The 19,872-nt window shown below is 33.2% G+C and carries 16 protein-coding genes and 1 tRNA gene; 11 read left to right on the forward strand and 6 right to left on the reverse strand.

From position 1 onward, the window contains the following. The first annotated feature begins 4 nt into the window (after positions 1 to 4). From ACFWU4_RS05030 to ACFWU4_RS05040, 3 genes are read left to right on the forward strand one after another with little or no spacing between them, the layout of a single operon-like run. Positions 5 to 1,147, forward strand: coding sequence for a Gfo/Idh/MocA family protein (locus tag ACFWU4_RS05030; RefSeq protein WP_411125491.1), 1,143 nt, complete (start codon positions 5 to 7; stop codon positions 1,145 to 1,147). A gap of 6 nt (positions 1,148 to 1,153) precedes the next feature. Next, entirely contained in the window at positions 1,154 to 2,203 is a 1,050-nt protein-coding gene (locus tag ACFWU4_RS05035) for a sugar phosphate isomerase/epimerase family protein (protein ID WP_411125493.1), read from the forward strand. 11 nt (positions 2,204 to 2,214) lie between these two features. Continuing rightward, positions 2,215 to 2,952: a DUF1080 domain-containing protein gene (locus ACFWU4_RS05040; RefSeq protein ID WP_411125495.1), complete on the forward strand. Its 738-nt coding sequence runs from the start codon at positions 2,215 to 2,217 to the stop codon at positions 2,950 to 2,952. Here ACFWU4_RS05040 and ACFWU4_RS05045 read toward each other — a convergent pair. Beyond that, complete coding sequence (locus ACFWU4_RS05045) at positions 2,949 to 4,610, reverse strand: alpha-glucosidase (protein ID WP_411125497.1); 1,662 nt, start codon at positions 4,608 to 4,610, stop codon at positions 2,949 to 2,951. The genes ACFWU4_RS05040 and ACFWU4_RS05045 overlap by 4 nt on opposite strands. 21 nt (positions 4,611 to 4,631) lie before the next feature. Continuing rightward, positions 4,632 to 6,287: a solute:sodium symporter family transporter gene (locus tag ACFWU4_RS05050; protein WP_411125499.1), complete on the reverse strand. Its 1,656-nt coding sequence runs from the start codon at positions 6,285 to 6,287 to the stop codon at positions 4,632 to 4,634. 198 nt (positions 6,288 to 6,485) lie between these two features. Between ACFWU4_RS05050 and ACFWU4_RS05055 the strand changes: the two genes are divergently transcribed. Next, positions 6,486 to 8,234, forward strand: coding sequence for a glycosidase (locus ACFWU4_RS05055; protein WP_411125501.1), 1,749 nt, complete (start codon positions 6,486 to 6,488; stop codon positions 8,232 to 8,234). A gap of 57 nt (positions 8,235 to 8,291) precedes the next feature. Here ACFWU4_RS05055 and ACFWU4_RS05060 read toward each other — a convergent pair whose 3' ends face one another. Beyond that, positions 8,292 to 9,332: a hypothetical protein gene (locus ACFWU4_RS05060; protein ID WP_411125503.1), complete on the reverse strand. Its 1,041-nt coding sequence runs from the start codon at positions 9,330 to 9,332 to the stop codon at positions 8,292 to 8,294. A gap of 186 nt (positions 9,333 to 9,518) precedes the next feature. Further along, positions 9,519 to 9,594 (reverse strand) — tRNA-Phe (locus ACFWU4_RS05065). A 102-nt stretch (positions 9,595 to 9,696) separates the two neighbouring features. Between ACFWU4_RS05065 and ACFWU4_RS05070 the strand changes: the two genes are divergently transcribed. The 7 genes from ACFWU4_RS05070 (at position 9,697) to ACFWU4_RS05100 (ending at position 17,474) form a co-directional block, all read left to right on the forward strand. Beyond that, positions 9,697 to 10,425: a type III pantothenate kinase gene (locus ACFWU4_RS05070; protein WP_411125505.1), complete on the forward strand. Its 729-nt coding sequence runs from the start codon at positions 9,697 to 9,699 to the stop codon at positions 10,423 to 10,425. Next, positions 10,425 to 11,732, forward strand: coding sequence for a hypothetical protein (locus ACFWU4_RS05075; RefSeq protein WP_411125507.1), 1,308 nt, complete (start codon positions 10,425 to 10,427; stop codon positions 11,730 to 11,732). The genes ACFWU4_RS05070 and ACFWU4_RS05075 overlap by 1 nt, the downstream gene beginning before the upstream one ends. 12 nt (positions 11,733 to 11,744) lie before the next feature. Beyond that, on the forward strand, positions 11,745 to 13,139 hold the full coding sequence (locus ACFWU4_RS05080) for a hypothetical protein (protein WP_411125509.1): 1,395 nt from the start codon (positions 11,745 to 11,747) through the stop codon (positions 13,137 to 13,139). Next, positions 13,139 to 13,711: an LPS export ABC transporter periplasmic protein LptC gene (gene lptC, locus ACFWU4_RS05085; protein ID WP_411125511.1), complete on the forward strand. Its 573-nt coding sequence runs from the start codon at positions 13,139 to 13,141 to the stop codon at positions 13,709 to 13,711. The genes ACFWU4_RS05080 and lptC overlap by 1 nt, the downstream gene beginning before the upstream one ends. A 39-nt stretch (positions 13,712 to 13,750) precedes the next feature. Next, entirely contained in the window at positions 13,751 to 13,942 is a 192-nt protein-coding gene (locus ACFWU4_RS05090) for a hypothetical protein (RefSeq protein WP_411125513.1), read from the forward strand. Between the two features lie 3 nt (positions 13,943 to 13,945). Then, positions 13,946 to 15,235 carry a hemolysin family protein gene (locus ACFWU4_RS05095; protein WP_411125515.1) on the forward strand — a complete coding sequence of 430 codons (1,290 nt, stop codon included), beginning with the start codon at positions 13,946 to 13,948 and terminating at the stop codon, positions 15,233 to 15,235. 94 nt (positions 15,236 to 15,329) lie between these two features. Continuing rightward, positions 15,330 to 17,474 (forward strand): peptidylprolyl isomerase, encoded by a 2,145-nt coding sequence (locus ACFWU4_RS05100; RefSeq protein WP_411125517.1) that lies wholly within the window; start codon positions 15,330 to 15,332, stop codon positions 17,472 to 17,474. A 54-nt stretch (positions 17,475 to 17,528) separates the two neighbouring features. On the opposite strand, the gene ACFWU4_RS05105 is transcribed toward ACFWU4_RS05100, so the two are convergent. After that, positions 17,529 to 18,461 (reverse strand): GYDIA family GHMP kinase, encoded by a 933-nt coding sequence (locus tag ACFWU4_RS05105; RefSeq protein WP_411125519.1) that lies wholly within the window; start codon positions 18,459 to 18,461, stop codon positions 17,529 to 17,531. Between the two features lie 47 nt (positions 18,462 to 18,508). Then, positions 18,509 to 19,813 (reverse strand): hydroxymethylglutaryl-CoA reductase, degradative, encoded by a 1,305-nt coding sequence (locus tag ACFWU4_RS05110; protein WP_411125521.1) that lies wholly within the window; start codon positions 19,811 to 19,813, stop codon positions 18,509 to 18,511. Positions 19,814 to 19,872: the final 59 nt, after the last annotated feature.

The following is a 19,872-nucleotide window of genomic DNA, read 5'->3' on the forward strand; positions in this document are numbered from 1 at the left end:
ATATATGAGTAATAAAATACGACTTGGCATTTTAGGTGGAGGTGGAGATTCACTTATTGGAGTTTTGCACAGAGTAGCTTCTTCGATGTTTGATAGATACCAACTTGTTGGAGGATCTTTTAACCCTTCTTTGGACGAAAGCATCAAGTTTGCTAATCAGATAGGTATTCCTACAGATCAAGTTTATAAAGATTTAGATACGCTAATCGAAAAAGAATTAGAACTTCCTGAAGAGAAACGAATGGAAGTTGTGTCTATCTTAACTCCTAATTTTTTGCACTTTCCAATGGCTAAAAAATTATTGAAAAATGGATTTAATGTCATTTGCGAAAAACCAATGACAACAACTTATGAAGAAGCGAAAATTCTTCATGAGATACTTAAAAAGTCAAATACTGTTTTTGCGGTTACTTACACGTATACAGGTTATCCGATGGTTCGTCAAATGCGTCAAATGATTGCAAATGGTGACATCGGAAAAATTCAAAAAATTGATGCGCAATATTATCAAGGTTGGATTAATCCTATAATTCATGATAAAGCACAACGAAAATCCACATGGAGATTAGACCCAGTAAAATCAGGTATTAGTTGCTGTATTGGTGATATTGGTACACATGCTTTTGATATGGTTGAATATATGTCTGGACTTAAGGTAAATTCAATATTAGCAGATTTAAATTACTTGTATGAGGATAACCAAATGGATATCGATGGAACTGTCCTTATTCATTGCGATAATGATGTCAAAGGTGTGATTCGTGCAAGTCAAATTGCTACTGGAGAAGAAAATAACTTTACAGTACAAATTTATGGTGATAAGGCAGGATTAAAATGGGAACAAGAGAACCCGAACTATCTCTACCTATTAGAGGATGGTCATCCCTTAAGAGTTTTAAAACCAGGTCATGCTTATAATAGTGATCTATCCTTGGATGGTACTAAGTTGCCTCCAGGACATCCTGAAGGGATTTTCGACTCCATGGGAAACATCTATAAAGGTGTTGCGAAAGCTATAAGAAATGAAGATTATGACCACGGAGAATTTCCTACTATGATCGATGGAGTGCGAGGTATGAATTTTATTGAAAAAGCAGTTGAGTCGCATAAGGCAGGTAATATTTGGGTAGAAATTGATAAACAATAATTGAGCATGAAAACGATTAAAGGACCTGCAGTATTTTTAGCCCAATTTATGGATAGTAAAGCTCCGTTTAATTCATTAGATGGGCTCTGTAAATGGGCGAGTGATTTGGGTTATAAAGGTATTCAAATACCAACAGACATAAGTCTAATCGATTTAAAAACTGCTGCTGAAAGCCAAACCTATTGTGATGAGTTTAAAGGAAAAATAAATTCTTACGGATTAGAAATTACTGAACTTTCTACCCACCTGCAAGGACAATTGGTAGCGGTTCATCCTGCGTATGATACTATGTTCGATAATTTTGCGCCTGATAATTGTAAGGGCAATCCAAAAGCCAGAACAGAATGGGCTATTCAACAAGTAAAAGATGCGGCAACAGCTAGTCGAAGATTAGGTCTAAATGCACATGCAACTTTTTCGGGTTCTTTATTATGGCATACAATGCATCCATGGCCGCAGCGACCAGACGGATTAGTTGAAATGGGTTTTGAAGAGTTAGCTAAACGATGGCTACCAATTCTTAATCATTTTGATGAACAAGGTGTCGATGTGTGTTACGAAATTCACCCAGGTGAAGACTTACACGATGGTATAACTTTTGAGCGCTTTTTAGAAGCAACGAATAACCATAAACGCGTCAATATTTTATACGACCCATCACATTTTGTATTACAACAACTCGATTATATTGAATATATAGACCATTATCACGAATTTATAAAAGCCTTTCATGTTAAAGATTCAGAATTTAAACCTACAGGTAAAAAGGGAATGTTTGGTGGCTATGGAGATTGGAAAGACCGCGCTGGTCGTTATCGTTCGCCTGGTGATGGACAGGTAGATTTTAAAACAATTTTCACAAAACTTACAGAATATGGTTGCGACGTTTGGGCAGTTATGGAATGGGAATGTTGTATAAAAAGTCCGGAGCAAGGAGCGCGTGAAGGTGTAAAGTTTATACAAGATCATATTATTGAAGCTACCGAAAAGCGTTTTGATGATTTCGCTGGAGCTGAAATAGATAAAGAACATTTAAGAAAAATACTAGGAATATAAATACTATAGAAATGAATAAATTTTTGATTTTAGGCCTATGCCTTTTTACTATTATTTCTTGCAAAGAAAACAAAGAAGTGGAAGTAGAAAAAGAAGTTGTTGAAGTTGTGGCTAATGAAAATACCAAGGAATGGACGATATTGTTTGACGGAACGTCATTAGATAACTGGAGAGGCTATCTGTCTGAAGAAATGTATCCTGAATGGACCATTGAAGACGGCGCTATGGCTTTTACACCAGGAAAAGAAGGTGGAAAAAACATTATTTCTAAGAATACGTATACCAATTTTGTTTTGTCACTAGAATGGAAAATATCCGAAGCCGGAAATAGTGGTATTTTTTGGGGAGTTTATGAAGATAAAAAATATCCGGAAGCATATATGACTGCTCCCGAAATACAGGTGTTAGATAACGCTAAACACCCAGATTCATTTGTTGCAAATGGTACGCATAAAGCAGGTTCATTATATGACATGATAATGTGTCCAGAAGAGCATGTAAATCCGGCAGGTGAATGGAATCTATGTGTTATTGAAGTAAACCAGGATGCTAACTTGGCCAAAGTAAATATGAATGGTACTGAAGTTATGAGTTTTCCGTTACACGGAGAAGATTGGGATAAAATGGTGGCGAACTCAAAATTTAAAGATTGGGAAGGTTTTGGTAAATACAAAACAGGTCACATAGGATTGCAAGATCATAGCGATAAGGTTTGGTATAGAAATATTAAAATAAAGAATCTAGACTAGTTATATTTTCTAAGTTGAGCTTCCCAAGGTTGAAGTTCTTTAATCGAATGCGAAATTGAAAGGTTAGAGATCACCAAGGTGCTTGTATCTAAATTTAAATCAGGATGTTTTATTGATTGTATATCATCACTAAAATTTAACAGAATAACATAACGATTTTCATGGTCAGATCTTGTGTAGATAAAAAGAAATTCGTCTTTTTCATTTATGCACTTGTAATCGCCATAAACCATTGTGGTGTTAGCTTTTCTAAATGCTATCATTTCTCGGTAAAAATTTAAGACAGAATTTGTGTCGTTTTCTTGAGTTTCAACATTTATAGTCTTATAATTTTCATTGACTTTAAGCCATGGTTTACCTTTAGAAAAGCCTGAATTTTTAGTGCTATTCCATTGCATAGGAGTACGCGCATTATCCCGACTTTGCATATGGACTAGGTCTAAATATTTTTCCATATTCTTACCGTTTGCTTTGGCTTCATGCCAGCTGTTAAGCGTCTCAACATCGTTATAGTCTTCAATTGACGAATAGGCGACATTGGTCATCCCAATCTCATCACCTTGATATACATATACAGTACCTCTTAATGTGAATAAGAGCATTGCCAAAAGCTTTGCAGATTCAGTATGGTATTTTTTGTCATTACCAAAACGAGACACCATCCTCGAAAAATCATGATTGCCTAAAAATATACTTCCCCAACCTTTATCTTTTAATTTAATGTCCCAATCGTTAAATACTTTTTTGAAATGAGGTAATGACACTTCGATGGGATCATATTTTCCACCAGGACCATTATCAATAAACATATGATCAAAATGAAAAATCATATTCAACTCGTTTCTATCAACATTTACATAATCCAGTCCATTATTGAGGTCAATACCAGGACCTTCACCAACAGTCATTATATCATATTTAGATAATACTTCTTTATTGAGTTCGTTTAGATATTTGTGAATTTTTGGACCGTTTGCATAATAGTTTTTTATAGTCTTACCATAATCATTAGGATAAATACTGTCAGGGAAATTGATCTGCTTTGAGATTAAAGAAATAACATCCATCCTAAATCCATCCACTCCTTTTCTACACCAATAGTCAACAATTTTATGTATTTCTTCGCGTACTTTCGGATTTTCCCAATTAAGATCGGGTTGCTTTTTGGTGAACAGATGCAAAAAATACTCGTCTGTAATATCATCTTTTTTCCATGCAGAACCGCTAAAAAAAGAAGTCCAGTTATTTGGTGGATTTCCATGTTTTGATGGTTTCCAAAAATAATAATCTCTATAAGGGTTATCTTTAGATTTACGAGATTCTTTAAACCAATTGTGCTCATCAGAACTATGATTTAGCACTAAATCCATAACAAGTTTTAGACCTCTTTTGTGCATGCCATCGAGTAGTTGGTCAAAAGCATCTGAGCCACCAAAATCTTCCGAAATTGCTTTATAGTCAGAGATGTCATAACCATTGTCATCGTTGGGAGATTCATAAACAGGACACAACCAAATGATATCTACGCCAAGCGATTTTATATAATCTAGCTTTTTAATTATACCGTAAATGTCACCCAAACCATTTCCCGTTGTATCTTTAAAAGAGCGCGGATAAATTTGATATACGACTCCCTCTTTCCACCAAGTTTTTTGCATAAATAAAATTAGATTACTTATTTAGAATATAAAATACGTGGATAACACTACTATTACAATGAAGATGCCAATTGGTTTGGTGTATCTCCAAGGTGTTGTGTCAATGACTTCTGTAATTTCAGGAACATATATATCTTCGTCCTTTTTGGGCTTTACAAACCTAAATAATAACATAATTACCATGTTAATGACAAACAAAATCCCCATAATATGTAAGAAATGCGGATAAGCCTCGGCTTTTATAGTGGCTAATTCGTCCACATCAGTAATTCCATTAGAAGCAGCATCAGCCATTGCATTATCTATAGTATTTGGTCCTAAATATAGTAAGCTAAAGAGATACATAAGTACTCCACCTATTAATACTGTTTTAGCGCCAATGGTAGGTACTCTTTTAGATATAATTCCTGTTAATACCACAGCTAAGATAGGCACACTTAGGCTTCCTAAAGCTTGTTGTATATAGTCAAATAAACCTCCAGGCGCATTAGCGATAAAAGGGGCTATACTCATTGCAATTAAGGCAAGTATAAGCCCTGCAATTTTCCCTGCTTTTACCGATTGTTTTTCAGTTGCATTTTTATTAAAATTTTGTTTGTATAAATCAGATCCAAAAAGTGTTGCGCTACTATTCAATAAACTATTAAATGAACTTAATACAGCACCAAACAACACCGCAGCAAAGAAACCGATTAAGGCTGTTGGTAGTACTTTTTTAACCAAAGATGGGTAAGCTTGATCTGCATTTTCAAGGTTACCTTCAAAAACGTGCCAAGCAATAATTCCTGGCAGTACCACAATTACAGGTATTAGGAATTTAACAAATGCAGCTGCCATCATTCCTTTTTGTCCTTCTGCTAAATTTTTAGCGCCAAAAACACGTTGCAAAATAGATTGGTTGGTTCCCCAATAATAAATTTGTGCAATCATCATACCAGTGAAAATTGTTCCAAACGGAATCGATGAAGTCACATCACCTACAGCATTAAATTTTTCAGGATTACTATTCCATAATGTATCAAGACCGTCCATTACATTTCCGTCACCAATAACACTTAGTCCAAAAATTGGTATTAAAAGTCCACCAATTAGCAAACCAATAGCGTTAATTAAATCGGAAACAGCTACGGCTTTTAATCCGCCAAAAATGGCATACACAATACCTATGATTCCAATACTCCAAACACATAACCAAATAACACCAGATTGAGACATACCTAATAATTCTGGTAAGTCAAACATAGTACTAAAAGCTAATGATCCTGAATATAAAATTGTAGGTAATAATACAACACCAAAGGCTATTAAGAATAATACAGCTAATATCGCCCTTGTCTGCTGATCAAAACGTCCTTCGATAAATTCTGGAATTGTAGTAATACCAGAGCGCATGTATTTAGGTAAAAGAAAAATAGCAGTTACAACAATAGCTATAGCGGCAAGTGTTTCCCATGCCATTACTAAAATGCCTTCAGAAAATGCTTGACCATTAAGGCCAACAATTTGTTCTGCAGAAAGATTTGTAAGCAACAAGGAACCTGCTATGGTTAATGCACCGAGGCTTCTTCCGCCAAGATAAAAGCCATCTGCTGTTGATTCATCCGTGTTTCTAGTGGCATACCAAGCTATAATTGCAACTAAAGCGGTAAAACCTATGAAGGTTATTATTGATAACATATATATTAGAAGTTAGTTAGTACGTACCAATATATGAAAATCCAATTAAGCACACTTTATTTTTAGTAATAGACATACACCAAATCAATCGAAAACGTTTTCGATGTAAATTTAATTTTGTTTTTGATTAGAATTATGGTTTGTGCCAAACGGATTGTAAATTTAATAACTAAATAATAAAATATTTAAACTAGCAGGATGAAAGGAAACAATGAAAATCAAAAAACTCAATTTAATGGCGTTATGCTTAATGCTTATCCTGATAGTATTGGTGAGAGGTTAAAAGATACTTTAGATGTGTTAAAGCTACCCGAGTTTAAGAACACCTTTTCACTTTTTTATGTATTACCAACATTTTTTAATAGTGATTTAGATCGTGGTTTCTCCATTGTAGATTATAACATCAATGATGAGCTAGTTTCAAAGGAAGATATGATATTATTTGAAGAACTCGGGATAAGCCTAAAATTTGATATCGTTTTGAATCATTTATCGGTTGGTTCTCCTCAGTTTAAAGATTTATTAAAACACGGTAAAAACTCTAAATACAAGGACTTTTTTATTAATTGGAATACCTTCTGGAAAGATAACGGAACACTTAATGAAGACGGAATAATAATACCAGAAGAGTTATTATTGAATAAGTTATTCATGCGAAAATCTGGATTACCAATTTTAAAAGTGGTATTTCCTGACGGATCAGAGCGACCTTATTGGAATACATTTTATCAAAAAGTAACCTATAATAAGATTAGTGTTGAAGACTTAAAAGAAATACAAAATTTATCTACTCAACAGGCAGTTGCAATATGTAAACTGGTAAACGCTGAAATTGATAGCATTGAAAATTTAAAGGAATTAGATTTTGGTGCTTACAAAGCGTTTAAAGATGCTGTCATTTCTATTTTAAAAAAAAATAGGTCCTATTTAGGACAAATGGATGTGAATGCAAAATCTGAATTAGTTTGGGATTTTTATGAAGAAACTTTAGCTAAGCTTAAAGATTTTGGTTGTAAGATTTTAAGACTAGATGCTTTTGCTTACTTACATAAGGAGGTTGGTGAGTCTAACTTTTTTAACACACCTGGCACTTGGAATCATTTAGATAGAATTAAAAAGATTGCAGATAAAAATGATTTAATTTTGTTACCAGAAATTCATGCAGAGTATGGTGCTAACCTTCATGATGAGGTCGCAGCAAGAGGTTTTCAGATTTATGATTTTTTCTTACCAGGATTAATGGTTCATACACTAGAGCAAAGGTCTAGTACTGCGCTTTTAAAATGGGCTCAAGAAATAGTTAATAAAAAATACAAGGTTGTAAATATGTTGGGTTGCCATGACGGCATTCCTGTCTTAGATTTAAAAGGTAAAGAGGTTAATGGAACCTATAACGAAGGCTTATTAAAGGATGAGGATATTGATTCGATAATGGAAACTGTGATAGGTCGAGGAGGACGAGTAAAAAACTTGTATGGGCCTAATGGAAAGAAAATATCCTACTACCAGGTTAACGCTACTTTTTTTAGTGCTTTAGGTGAAGATTCGCAAAAGATGCTTTTGGCAAGAGCCATTCAATTGTTTATGCCAGGTATTCCTCAGATATGGTATCTAGATCTTTTTGAGGGTAAGAATGACTATAAAGCTGTCGAGAGAGCTGGCGATGGTGGACATAAAGAGATTAATAGAACGACTTTGAAAGTAGAAGATATAAACGCTGGGTTAGAGAAAAAATCAGTACTCAACCAATTAGATTTAATTAGATTAAGAAATACGCATGAGGCATTTTTAGGTGAAATAATTGTAAACTCTGGTTTGGAGTCTGATATTAAAATATGTTGGAAGAATAATTCTAGTTATGTAAATTTAAGTGTTAATCTAAATAATTACAGTTTTGAAATTAGGTATTCAGAAGAAAACCAAGAAAAAATTATAAACTTTAATTAAAAAGAGCAAACTTATTTTATAAATAAACTTGCTCTTTCATTTCTTATTTAATAAAAATTAAAACATTTGCTGAACAGGACATAACTGATTTCCACTTTGTGTTATTCCTGAAACGATTTCTAGATCTGGTATAATAAATCCAGGTCCAATAACTTGAGAGCAATCTGTTATTAGTGTTGCTACTTGTTCGTTATCAACAAATAAAATAATTTCATCACCAAAGGTATTATTATCAGTATTGCCAGTTACTGTAAACTCTTCATTTAGTTCAAGTACGCTGTTAAATATAATAATACCGTCAGAAGTTTCAACGCGAACAGGTGCTTCTTGGGAGCCTCCAATATATTTAAAGGTTAATTCGGTAATAGCACTATCGCATTCAACGCATGTCTCTTCTGTTTCTATTTCGAGTGCAATATTATCGATGGCGCCAGAACTGTTCATTACTATTTCCATAAAAGCAATATCAGTTGTATTTTCTAGATCTACGGTGGTTTTTGAATTATCACCACCAGGACTTATCTCTGAACTAAATAATATAATACCTTCCATGTTAAATAGAGTAACCATTGATGGATTAGATGACGCTTCTATGTCTAAAATATCAAAAGAAGTTAAAGTTATATTATTGTTAGCGCTAAAATCAAAAACAAAGCTGGCTCCAATTTCAAAAATATCATCAGGATCATTTGCATCTAAATCTTCAGATAGTATAAGAACATTGCCTAACGAGATATCATTACTCGCGCCGCCACTACCTATACCTGGGCCACCATAAATTTCATTTGGTGTGCCGATGTCAAAATCACCTCCAGTAGGATTTGATGAGTCAAAAATCATAGCATTATTGCTATTTGGAAAAATCATAGTTATACCTTCAACCAGAGTATTTTCGAATGGATCGTCAATATTAATTTCTGAAACAATATCACCAGCAGTAAAATCTTCAAAATCAATTATGTAAGATTGGGTTGTTGAGAATTGTTGATCTAAATTATAGCGATAGTTAATCGTTTCTGTAAGTTGAGAGTCTGTGTCCGTTTCACAAGCAAATACTAAGGATAGCATGGCTAATGAAAAAAGGGGTAAATTTTTCATAGTAGATTAAAATTTAAAGATTTGGTGTAAGAAATTTAGAAAAAATATTTACTGTTTTACCATTTTCAGTTTGAAAAACGTTGAAACGAACTCTATTTGTAATTATTTTCTGATAAAATACGTCCTTTAGACAGGTATTTATTGCTATTTACCAAAAAACCCGATTCAAATGAATCGGGTTTTTGATGGTGGTGCCTCCAGGAATCGAACCAGGGACACAAGGATTTTCAGTCCTTTGCTCTACCAACTGAGCTAAGGCACCAATTGCTTAATTAAGCGGATGCAAATATATATGCAATTTTATTATTCACAAAAGGAAACTTGTAAAATTTGATTTTATAAATTTGTATTTTACCAATAACGTATGAATCTTATAGTTGATGTCGGAAATACCTTTGTTAAATTTGCTGTTTTTCAGGACGATAAATTAATATACAAAGTCAGTTTTGAGCTTTCAGAATTTAAAAAGGAATTTAAATTACTTAAAAAAGAATTCCCAGAACTTAGAAAAGCTATTGTTTCTTCTGTTGGGCGTTTATCAAAAAAGCAAATTGATATTATAGATGAAGATTTAAAGTTACACGAGCTAAATTATAAAACGAAACTTCCTTTTAAGAGTCTTTATAAAACTCCGAAAACTTTAGGTGTGGATCGTATTGCGTTAGTAAGTGGTTCTGTAAGTCAATTTCCATATAAGAATGTATTAATTATTGATGCAGGTACTTGTATAACATACGATTTTGTAACGAGCGAAAATGACTATTTAGGAGGTGCTATATCTCCAGGCATACGATTACGATATCAGTCACTTAATAATTTAACTGCAAATTTACCGTTATTAGAAAAAGATAAACCAAAAACAATTATTGGCGACTCCACAGAATCATCTATTCATTCAGGCGTTGTAATTGGGATAATTAAAGAAATTGATGGTGTTATTGAAGAATATAGAGCAAAACACCAAGATTTAACAGTTATTTTAACAGGAGGAGATGCCAATTTTTTGTCAAACCAATTAAAAAATAGCATATTTGCGAATTCAAATTTCCTATTGGAAGGTTTGAATTTTATTCTAGATTTTAATTCAAAATAATGATAAAAAGACTCATTGTAATTTGTATTACAATTATCAGTTCTAGTGTTTTTGCTCAGCAAGGAACAACTTCACCATATTCATTTTACGGAATAGGTAGTCTTAAGTTTAAAGGAACGGTAGAAAATAGAAGTATGGGAGGTATAGGTGTTTACTTAGATAGTATACATGTAAACCTCAGAAACCCTGCAGCCTATGTTGGTAAAAATGTAGATGCGTTTCCTTTTGATGGAGAAAGTAGACCTGTAAAATTTACGATAGCAGGCACAGCTTCTAATGTAACTTTAAAGAGTGACTCTGGTGAGGCTTCAACGAGTAGTTCTACCTTTGACTATTTGGCACTTTCTATACCTGTTGGTAAGTTTGGATTTGGATTTGGATTGTTGCCATTTACTTCAGTAGGTTATAAGTTAGATGACATTAATGATGATGGTGATATTGTAAATCGTTTTAGAGGAGAAGGTGGTGTTAATAAAGTCTTTTTAGGTTTTGGTTATCAATTATCTGATAAATTAAGTGCTGGAGTAGATTTCAATTACAATTTCGGAAACATTCAGAATTCGGCAATAGAATATGCATATACACCAGAGGGTGATATCGTTCAGTATCAAACAAGAGAAGACAGTAGATCAGACTTAAGTGGCCTGAATGTAAACTTTGGTTTGGCTTATAAAACTAAAGTTTCTGATAAATTAGAATTATCAGCTACTGCTACTTACGCTCCAGAGAGTATTTTAACTTCTGAAAATGAACGTACACTTTCTACTATAGCGATTAGTATTTTTACAGAAGCGGAAAGTGTAATTAACACTCAAGATGGTGATGTAGCACAGAAATCAGAGATAACTTTACCGTCTCGTTTATCTTTGGGAGCAGGTATTGGTGATCCTCAGTCATGGTTCGTTGGTGCAGAATATACGCTTCAGAATACGAGTGATTTTTCTAATCCTGTACTAGATAACGATATTTCTACTTTTGAGAATGCATCTCAATTTTCTTTAGGTGGTTTTTATATTCCAGACCACGATGCTTTTTCTGGTTACTTTAAACGAGTTGTTTACAGAGCCGGTTTTAATTTTGCTAATACTGGTTTAGTAATAAAAGATGAGTCAATTAATGAGTTTGGCATATCTTTTGGTCTAGGATTACCTGTTGGAAGTAGAAGTTTATTTTCTAATGCTAATGTAGGATTAGAATTTGGGCAACGCGGAACAACTAACAAAAACTTAATTCAAGAGAATTTTATAAACTTTAACTTAAGTTTATCTTTGAACTCTAGATGGTTTAGACAAAAGAAGTACAACTAACAAATTTTTAACATGAAGACGAGAATTACATTAATCCTACTAACACTTTTTATGGGTATAAACCTTGGTTTTGCTCAACAAGATGAAGAGTGTATGAATAATCTATCGATATTTGATAGCTACGTGAAGAGCAAAAAATACGATGATGCATATGGCCCTTGGAAAATTGTGCGTGAAAAATGCCCAAAATTTAATAGAGCAATTTATGCGCATGGTGAAAAAATATTAACTCATAAAATTGAAAATTCAACTGGTGCTGAGCAAGTTGCTCATATTAAAGACCTATTAAAATTGTATGACGAAAGTAGAGAGCATTTTGCCTCTAAATACGACGTAGGAGAAGTTGAAGTAGATAAAGCCAATTTAGTCTATAAATATATGGACGAATTAAAAATGTCTAAGGAAGAGGATTATAAAATGTTTGATGAGGCTTATAAAAGAGATGTTGATCATTTTACGAATGCAAAGGGGTTATATACTTATTTTTCTTTAGCTGTAGATATTTATGATGCAGGAGCAAAAACACCTGCTGATGCGCAAAAGATGTTCGATAAGTATGATGATGTTATTGAGGTTATTGAGAATATTGTTGGTAAAAATACTTTAGGTCTTAATAAATTAGTAGAAAAAGAAGAAGGTGGTTCTGCTTTAACGAAAAAGGAAGCACGTTTAAAAAAATATTACGAGTCAAGTATAAAAGCTTTTGAAGATCAGGTGATACCAAGTATGGATAAAAAGCTAGGTGATAGAGCAAATTGTGAAGTTCTGGTGCCATTGTACGAGAAAGATTTTGAAGAAAAGAAAAATGATGCCGTTTGGTTACAACGTGCTATGAATAAAATGGGTGAGAAAGATTGTACCGATCAGCCAATGTTTGAAAAACTCGTAGTACAAAAGAACACTATAGAGCCAGATGCTAAGACTGCCTTCTATTTAGGAGTATTAAAAGAAAAACAAGGTAATAAAGCAGAAGCAGATAAGTATTACGATCAGTCTTTTCAGTTAGAAACAGATCCTTTAAAAAAGTGGAAGTTAATAATGAGAGTTGCTGAGAAAAACTACAGAAGAGGTAGTTTTGGTAAGGCAAGACAACAGTATACAGAGGCTTTAGGTCTTAACCCATCTAATGGTACACCATATTTAAGAATAGCAGCAATGTACGCTAAAAGTGCTAACAACTGTGGCGATTCTAACTTTAATAAAAGAGCTGTGTTTTGGTTAGCAGCTAATGAAGCTGAAAAGGCAGGTAGAGTTGATGGTAGACTTAGATCTACTGCATCTAAGACAGCTGTAAGTTACAGAGCAAGTGCACCTTCTAAATCCGATATTTTTACAGAGGGTAATGCCGGTCAAACAATCAAAATCGGATGTTGGATTGGACGCTCGGTAAAAGTGCCAAGTATTTAATGCAAAAAAGATTTTTACATACCATAAAGAACTTAGTCACAGCAATCGCTGTGACTTTGTTTTTTGCATGTGAAAACAATTTTAACGATGTCCAACAAGTTGGTGTATTACAAAATCAACCGATTGGCGAAGCCGAAAATATAGATTTAAAATATACCGAATTAGAGGAACAGGATACAACAGTGCGTTTATTGGCTAATCTTATAAGTCCAAAAATGTTCGACTATTCTAATAGAGATTTCGGATTTTCTGAATTTCCTGAAGGTATCCAATTGAAAGTGTATGACGAGAATAATAAGCTAACCACTATAACATCCAAGTATGCTATATTCTATACAGAGACAGATATTATCGACCTAAGGGGTGATGTTGTGATAGCTACTCACGAAAAAGACTCTTTATTCACTGATCAATTATACTACAATCAAGAACTAGAGTGGGTATTTACGAATAAGCCTTGGTTATTTAAAAGATCTGTTGGCCCTTTGCATGGAATCGGTTTTGATTCTGATAAGGGTTTTAAAAACTTTCAGATGTTAGAAATGGGAGGTGATTTTGAAATTGATAATTAATTATCTTTGTAATAAAATTACAAATAGATAAACTGACTTATGAAAATCCTTCAATTCTTTCAATACGCATATATTATCTTTGCTGCACTTTTCCTTTGGGATGCAATAACAAATTGGTCTGTTGATAGAAACAGATCTTATATGTCTTTACTTTTTGTTGCGTTAGCCATTTTCATGTTCTTTTTTAGAAAACGTTTTGCGAAAAAATTTCAAGATCGTGATAAAAAGTAATCGATGTCTCTAGATATTATTATCATCATTACGACACTTATACTTTCTGCGTTTTTTTCGGGTATGGAAATTGCTTATGTTTCTGCCAATAAAATCCATATTGAATTAGAAAAAAAACAAGGGGATTTTTTAGGTAAAATTTTAGAAAAACTTACAGCAAAGCCATCTAAATATATTGCCACAATGCTTATTGGTAACAATATAGCATTAGTTATTTATGGTCTTAAAATGGGTGATGTATTGGTGCGTTGGTTTACGTCAATTTTGCCATTAGATAGTCCTATCTTAACGTATTTGTTTTTAGACCTTCAATTATTAACCCAAACTGTAATTTCTACTCTAGTAATACTAATTACAGCAGAGTTTTTACCCAAGGTATTTTTTCAAATCTATGCAAACTCTCTATTGAAGTTGCTGGCATTACCAACCTACATTTTTTATTTACTTTTTAATTGGGTTTCAGATTTCATTATTTGGATTTCAGATGCGGTTTTAAAATATATTTTTAAAGCTACAGGAGAAGATGTTGTTTTAGCTATGACCAAAGTTGAACTTGGTAACTACATCACCGAACAAATGGAATCACTCGAAGGAAATGAAGATGTTGATAGTGAAATTCAGATATTTCAGAATGCATTAGAGTTTTCAGAGGTTAAAGCAAGAGAAGTTATGGTGCCTCGTACTGAGATTACAGCTGTAGATATCTCAGAATCTATAGAACATCTTAGTCAGTTATTTATAGAGACAGGAAGAACAAAAATTATTGTCTATAAAAATAATATTGACGATATATTAGGTTATGTGCACGCTTTTGAACTTTTTAAAAAGCCAAAGACTATTAAGTCGATTTTAATTCCTATAGGATTTGTACCAGAGACTATTCTTATTAAAGATGTGCTTAATATTCTTACCAAGAAGCGAAGAAGTATGTCTGTGGTTATTGATGAATATGGTGGAACATCTGGAATAATGACCGTTGAGGATATTATAGAAGAATTGTTCGGGGAAATAGAAGACGAACACGATACTATTGAACTAATAGACGAGCAAATTAACGAAAAAACGTATAGGTTTTCTGCAAGATTAGAGGTAGATTATATTAATGAAACCTATAAGATTAACCTTCCGGAAGGAGAAAATTATGAAACATTAGGAGGTTTAATTGTTAATGCGACTGAGGAAATTCCGAATGAAAAGGAGGACGTTATTATAGATAATTTTAAGTTCACCATAGAGGAAGTTTCATCTACTAAAATCGATGTTGTACTTTTAAAAATACGTGAAGTAGATTAATAGATTGCATCGCTTATAAAAACTGTACTTCTCCTTTCATAATTTATTAGAAAATACTATTTTCGCAGACTTATTTGTACGAAAAAAATAGACTATGGCAATTTTAAATAAAATTAGACAACGCTCACTAATATTAATATTGGTGATAGCGTTGGCATTATTCGCTTTTGTAATACAAGGTGTAATTGATAATCCTAATGCTTTTTCAAATACACAGGGTGTTGTGGCTACTGTTAATGGAACCGATATCGATAGAAATGATTTTCAGCAGAAAGTAAAATCTTATCAAGATAGAGTGGGTGGTAGAGTTAGTTCTACACAAGCAATGAACACTATATATAACCAAGAGCTTCGTCAAATCATTATGGATGATGAGTACGATCAACTAGGTCTTTCTGTTGAAAAGGACGAGATGCGCGACTTATTAAAAAATAGTTTTCAATCTTACCCTGAGTTTCAAGATGAAAACGGAACGTTTGATGTTAACCGTTTAAATGCGTTTATATCTAACTTAAAAGATCTTAATGGTGAGACAGCACCTTTAGGTAATTTTTTAGTGAATTATGAAAGTTGGGCTAATAACGAACAAACAATTGCTGCAAATTCGATTCAACAAACTTACTATAACATGATTAAGACAGGAGTTAATACTACTGTTGTTGAAGCTGAAAATGAATATTTAGCAGATGCGAAAACTGTAGATATTCGTTATGTGCAAGTCCCTTATACTTCGATTGCAGATAGTTTAGTTGAGGTAACAAATGCAGATGTTAAAGCTTACATGAATAAAAATGAAGATAAGTTTAAAGCAGATGCTAATAGAGAGGTGGTTTATGTCGAGTTTAAAGAAGAGGCTTCAAAAGAAGATGAGGATGCTATTAAAGCAAAACTTATTGAATTAAAAACTGATAAGGAAGAATATAACCAAAGTACTGAAAGTGTATATACAAGAATAGGTTTTGATACGGCAGAAAATGTTCAGGAATTTATCAATACAAATTCAGATATTGAATATAATGATTCTTACTTAAGAGCTGCTCAATTACCTGCTTTAGCTAAAGACACTCTTATGAAACTCGAAGTGGGCGATTATTATGGCCCTTATAAAGATGGTGAGTATTATAAACTATCTAAGGTTATAGATACAAAGCGTTTAGCAGATTCTGTAAAGGTGAGACATATTTTAATACCTTATGTTGGAGGACAAAGAGCTGATGCGTCTGTAACTAAAACACCAGAAGAAGCTAAGGCAACTGCAGATAGTATTTTAGCAAAAATAAAGAGCGGTACTAAGTTTTTAGATTTATTAGATTTATCTTCCGATAAAGTTAGTAATGAAAAAGATGGTGAATTAGAGTTTGCTTATAATGCTGGTATGGCACCAGAATTTAAAGCGTTTTCTTTTGATAACAAAAGAGGTGATGTTGAAGTAGTTGGAACTTCATTTGGATACCATGTTATCGAAATATTAGAGCAAAAGAGTTTCAATAGAACTATAAAAATTGGTACGTTAGCTAGAAAGATTGAGCCTTCTGATCAGACATTACAAGATGTGTTTAACAAAATGTCTAAGTTTGAAATTGCTGCTAAGGATACTGACTTTAATGAATTAGCAAAAGAAAAGGAACTTACAGTAAAGCCAATTACGTTTAAAGAATTAGATGAAAATATGCCAGGACTTGGAAGTCAAAGACAAGTTGTGCGTTGGGCATTTGAAGAAGGAACAGATGTTGGTGAGTATAAAAATTTCCCAATTTCAGGTTTCGGATTTATTGTTGCAAAAGTTGTTGCGAAGAATGAGGAAGGTTTAATGAGTGTAGAAAATGCTTCTATTACCGCTGCACCTCAAATTAGAAAAGAGAAAAAGGCTAAAATGATACGCGAAAAAATTACTGCCACTACTATCGATGAGATTGCATCGAGCCAGGGACAGAGTGCTAGGACAGCCGCTGCCTTAACGTTAAAAAACACAACACTTTCTGGTGCAGGCGTTGAGCCTAAAGTTATAGGGGCTGCTTTTGGTTTAGAGCAAGGCAAAACATCTAAACTTATAGATGGAGAAAAAGGTGTTTATGTTATAGAAGTAACTAAAATTACTGATGCAACAAAATTAGATAATTATACTGCCATAATGAATAGATTAAATACAGAACGTAGAGGAGCAGTACAGAATAAAGTATATCAGGCTTTAGAGAAAGCTGCGGATATTAAAGATAACAGAGCAAAAACGGTTTACTAATCGTTAATGTTATAAAATATAAAAAGCTTCACAGAAATGTGAAGCTTTTTTCTTTTATAGAACCATATCACTATAAGGAATAACTGTATTAAAGCCTTTAGAATTAAAATAATCTGCAGGATTAATTTGAGACGTTACAAGTATAAAATCTCCGCCCCAAGCACCAAGACTTTTTACTGAACCTTTAAAATCATTAAAAAGCAAAGACTTAATAGTTTTTTGATCTATAAGTTTAGAGATAATAGTTTCGTGGGTATTAATAAGGTTTTCAAATTCTAACAGTGTTTCAGAAGCTATCATTGCTTCGGTGATAGCATTTATAGCTTTAATAATTGAAGGTTCAACTTTTGCCTTTTTCCTATAAGCTGCAATACCATCTCTACTATTTTGTTTTTGATTCAGATACACAAAGTAGAGTTCTGATTTAAATTTTGGGTCAAAACTAACAGTTTCAACCAAAGGGCTTTGGGCGTAGCGTAATTGGTAAGTTATAGGTGTGTTATGCTTTGCGCAAGCAATATCATAACCACTACCTTTAAATGTTTGTTCTAAGAGTTTGTAAGCGTCAACATTGGCCCAATTAGCAATATTATTAATTAATGTAGAAGATGTACCTAAACCCCATTTTCTATTAAAATCTTGATGTGTTTTTATGGTGTAACCTTGCTCAGTGTTTAAAAACTCAGGATTAAGATCATAAGCAGCTCTTAATATTTGAATTAATCGCTTAGAAACATCTGTATAATTCTTAGCTTTTAACCTTAGTCGAATCGCACTATCGTTTAAAGTGAACTCATCTTCAAACCATAAAGCATCTAATTCGTCATAGCTTTCCCAAACGATAGTTTTAGTTTTATTTTTTTCTGTAGTTAAGCTTTGTCCATATTTTGTCGGTATGGCTAGTGCTTTTGCCTTGTCTAATACAACATATTCTCCTGTTAATAATAATTTACCGTTGCTTCTAAATGTTTTGGAATAAGCTGTCAAAGTATATGTTTGATTTTATAGTTATTTGTTAGAGTGATTTTGGAATTTTATTTTATCCTAATATTTTCAATGGCTTCAACAACAGCACTATGCGTAACCACATGAGTTTTAAAATGTTCTACTATCTTTATTTTCTCTTCTGAAGTGGCTTCAAACTGATTTAAAATATTCATTAAGTGCATTTTCATATGCCCTTCTTGTATACCTGTTGTGGTTAAGGATTTAACTGCGGCAAAATTTTGTGCCAAACCAGCAACTGCAACAATTTGCATTAGATCTTTAGCAGTTGGCTTATTTAGCATATCTAATGAAAATTTAACTAAAGGATGCAAACTTGTTAAACCACCAACAGTACCTAAGGCTAACGGTATTTCAATCCAAAATTTAAATGTATTGTTTTCAATAGAGCAGTGCGTCAAGCTCGTATATTTGCCATTTCTAGACGCATAAGCATGTACACCAGCTTCTACTGCTCTAAAGTCGTTACCTGTTGCTAAAACTACAGCGTCAATTCCATTCATTATGCCTTTATTATGCGTTACGGCTCTATAAGTTTCTATCTCTGCAATATTGACGGCTTGTTTAAATTTTTCAGCAAATAAATCTGGGTTAGCAATATCTTTACTTTTTAATTCTGAAATAGGACAAGATACTTCCGCTCTCACTAAACAATTTGGTACATAGTTAGAGAGGATGCTCATTATGAGATCTAAATCGCCATCTAATGATAATTCGGCCTCTCTTTTCAGCGTTTGAGCAAATTGCTCTAAGCATGAGTTAATAAAATTTGCACCCATGGCATCTAACGTTTCAAACGTTGCATGCAATTGGTAATAATTATTTAAGTCTTCAGTTTTATTTTTTAATTCAATATCTAAAATACCACCACCACGTCGTTTCATGTTCTTGGTTATTTCTGCGGTTGCAGAAATAAGTTTTGGCTTTACTGTATTAAAAAAAACCTCTAGATCAGAGCTGCCTCCAGCATATGTAAAATGAACTTGTCCAATTTTTTCGGTAGATATAACTTCGGTTTTAAAACCGCCACGTTCGTACCAAAACTTAGCCGCTTTACTAGCTGCAGCAACTACAGAGCTTTCTTCAATAGCCATTGGTATTGCATAAAGCGTTCCGTTTATTAAAAAGTTGGGAGCTACACCTAATGGTAAATAATAGTTCGTAATTGTATTTTCTATAAACTCATCGTGAAGTTTTTGAAGTTTTTCATCGGAGTTCCAATAGCGTTTTACAAGTGTTCTAGAGCTATCCTTATCTTTAAAATAAGTATCTAAAAGCCATTCAATCTTTTCGGATTTAGTGAGTTTAGAAAAGCCAGAAATAATGTTTGGCATATGTGTTCAAAATTTAAAGTGTAAAGATACTTCCTAATGGCATAAAATGTGTGATTAAA

The sequence above is a fragment of the Winogradskyella sp. PE311 genome, assembly GCF_046545555.1.
Classification (GTDB): Bacteria; Bacteroidota; Bacteroidia; order Flavobacteriales; family Flavobacteriaceae; genus Winogradskyella.

Bases quoted from the DNA above. Each gene is read 5' to 3' on its own strand.
- ACFWU4_RS05030 (WP_411125491.1), top strand. From the start codon at position 5: ATGAGTAATAAAATACGACTTGGCATTTTAGGTGGAGGTGGAGATTCA.
- ACFWU4_RS05035 (WP_411125493.1), top strand. From the start codon at position 1,154: ATGAAAACGATTAAAGGACCTGCAGTATTTTTAGCCCAATTTATGGAT.
- ACFWU4_RS05040 (WP_411125495.1), top strand. From the start codon at position 2,215: ATGAATAAATTTTTGATTTTAGGCCTATGCCTTTTTACTATTATTTCT.
- ACFWU4_RS05045 (WP_411125497.1), bottom strand. From the start codon at position 4,610: ATGCAAAAAACTTGGTGGAAAGAGGGAGTCGTATATCAAATTTATCCG.
- ACFWU4_RS05050 (WP_411125499.1), bottom strand. From the start codon at position 6,287: ATGTTATCAATAATAACCTTCATAGGTTTTACCGCTTTAGTTGCAATT.
- ACFWU4_RS05055 (WP_411125501.1), top strand. From the start codon at position 6,486: ATGAAAGGAAACAATGAAAATCAAAAAACTCAATTTAATGGCGTTATG.
- ACFWU4_RS05060 (WP_411125503.1), bottom strand. From the start codon at position 9,332: ATGAAAAATTTACCCCTTTTTTCATTAGCCATGCTATCCTTAGTATTT.
- ACFWU4_RS05070 (WP_411125505.1), top strand. From the start codon at position 9,697: ATGAATCTTATAGTTGATGTCGGAAATACCTTTGTTAAATTTGCTGTT.
- ACFWU4_RS05075 (WP_411125507.1), top strand. From the start codon at position 10,425: ATGATAAAAAGACTCATTGTAATTTGTATTACAATTATCAGTTCTAGT.
- ACFWU4_RS05080 (WP_411125509.1), top strand. From the start codon at position 11,745: ATGAAGACGAGAATTACATTAATCCTACTAACACTTTTTATGGGTATA.
- lptC (WP_411125511.1), top strand. From the start codon at position 13,139: ATGCAAAAAAGATTTTTACATACCATAAAGAACTTAGTCACAGCAATC.
- ACFWU4_RS05090 (WP_411125513.1), top strand. From the start codon at position 13,751: ATGAAAATCCTTCAATTCTTTCAATACGCATATATTATCTTTGCTGCA.
- ACFWU4_RS05095 (WP_411125515.1), top strand. From the start codon at position 13,946: ATGTCTCTAGATATTATTATCATCATTACGACACTTATACTTTCTGCG.
- ACFWU4_RS05100 (WP_411125517.1), top strand. From the start codon at position 15,330: ATGGCAATTTTAAATAAAATTAGACAACGCTCACTAATATTAATATTG.
- ACFWU4_RS05110 (WP_411125521.1), bottom strand. From the start codon at position 19,813: ATGCCAAACATTATTTCTGGCTTTTCTAAACTCACTAAATCCGAAAAG.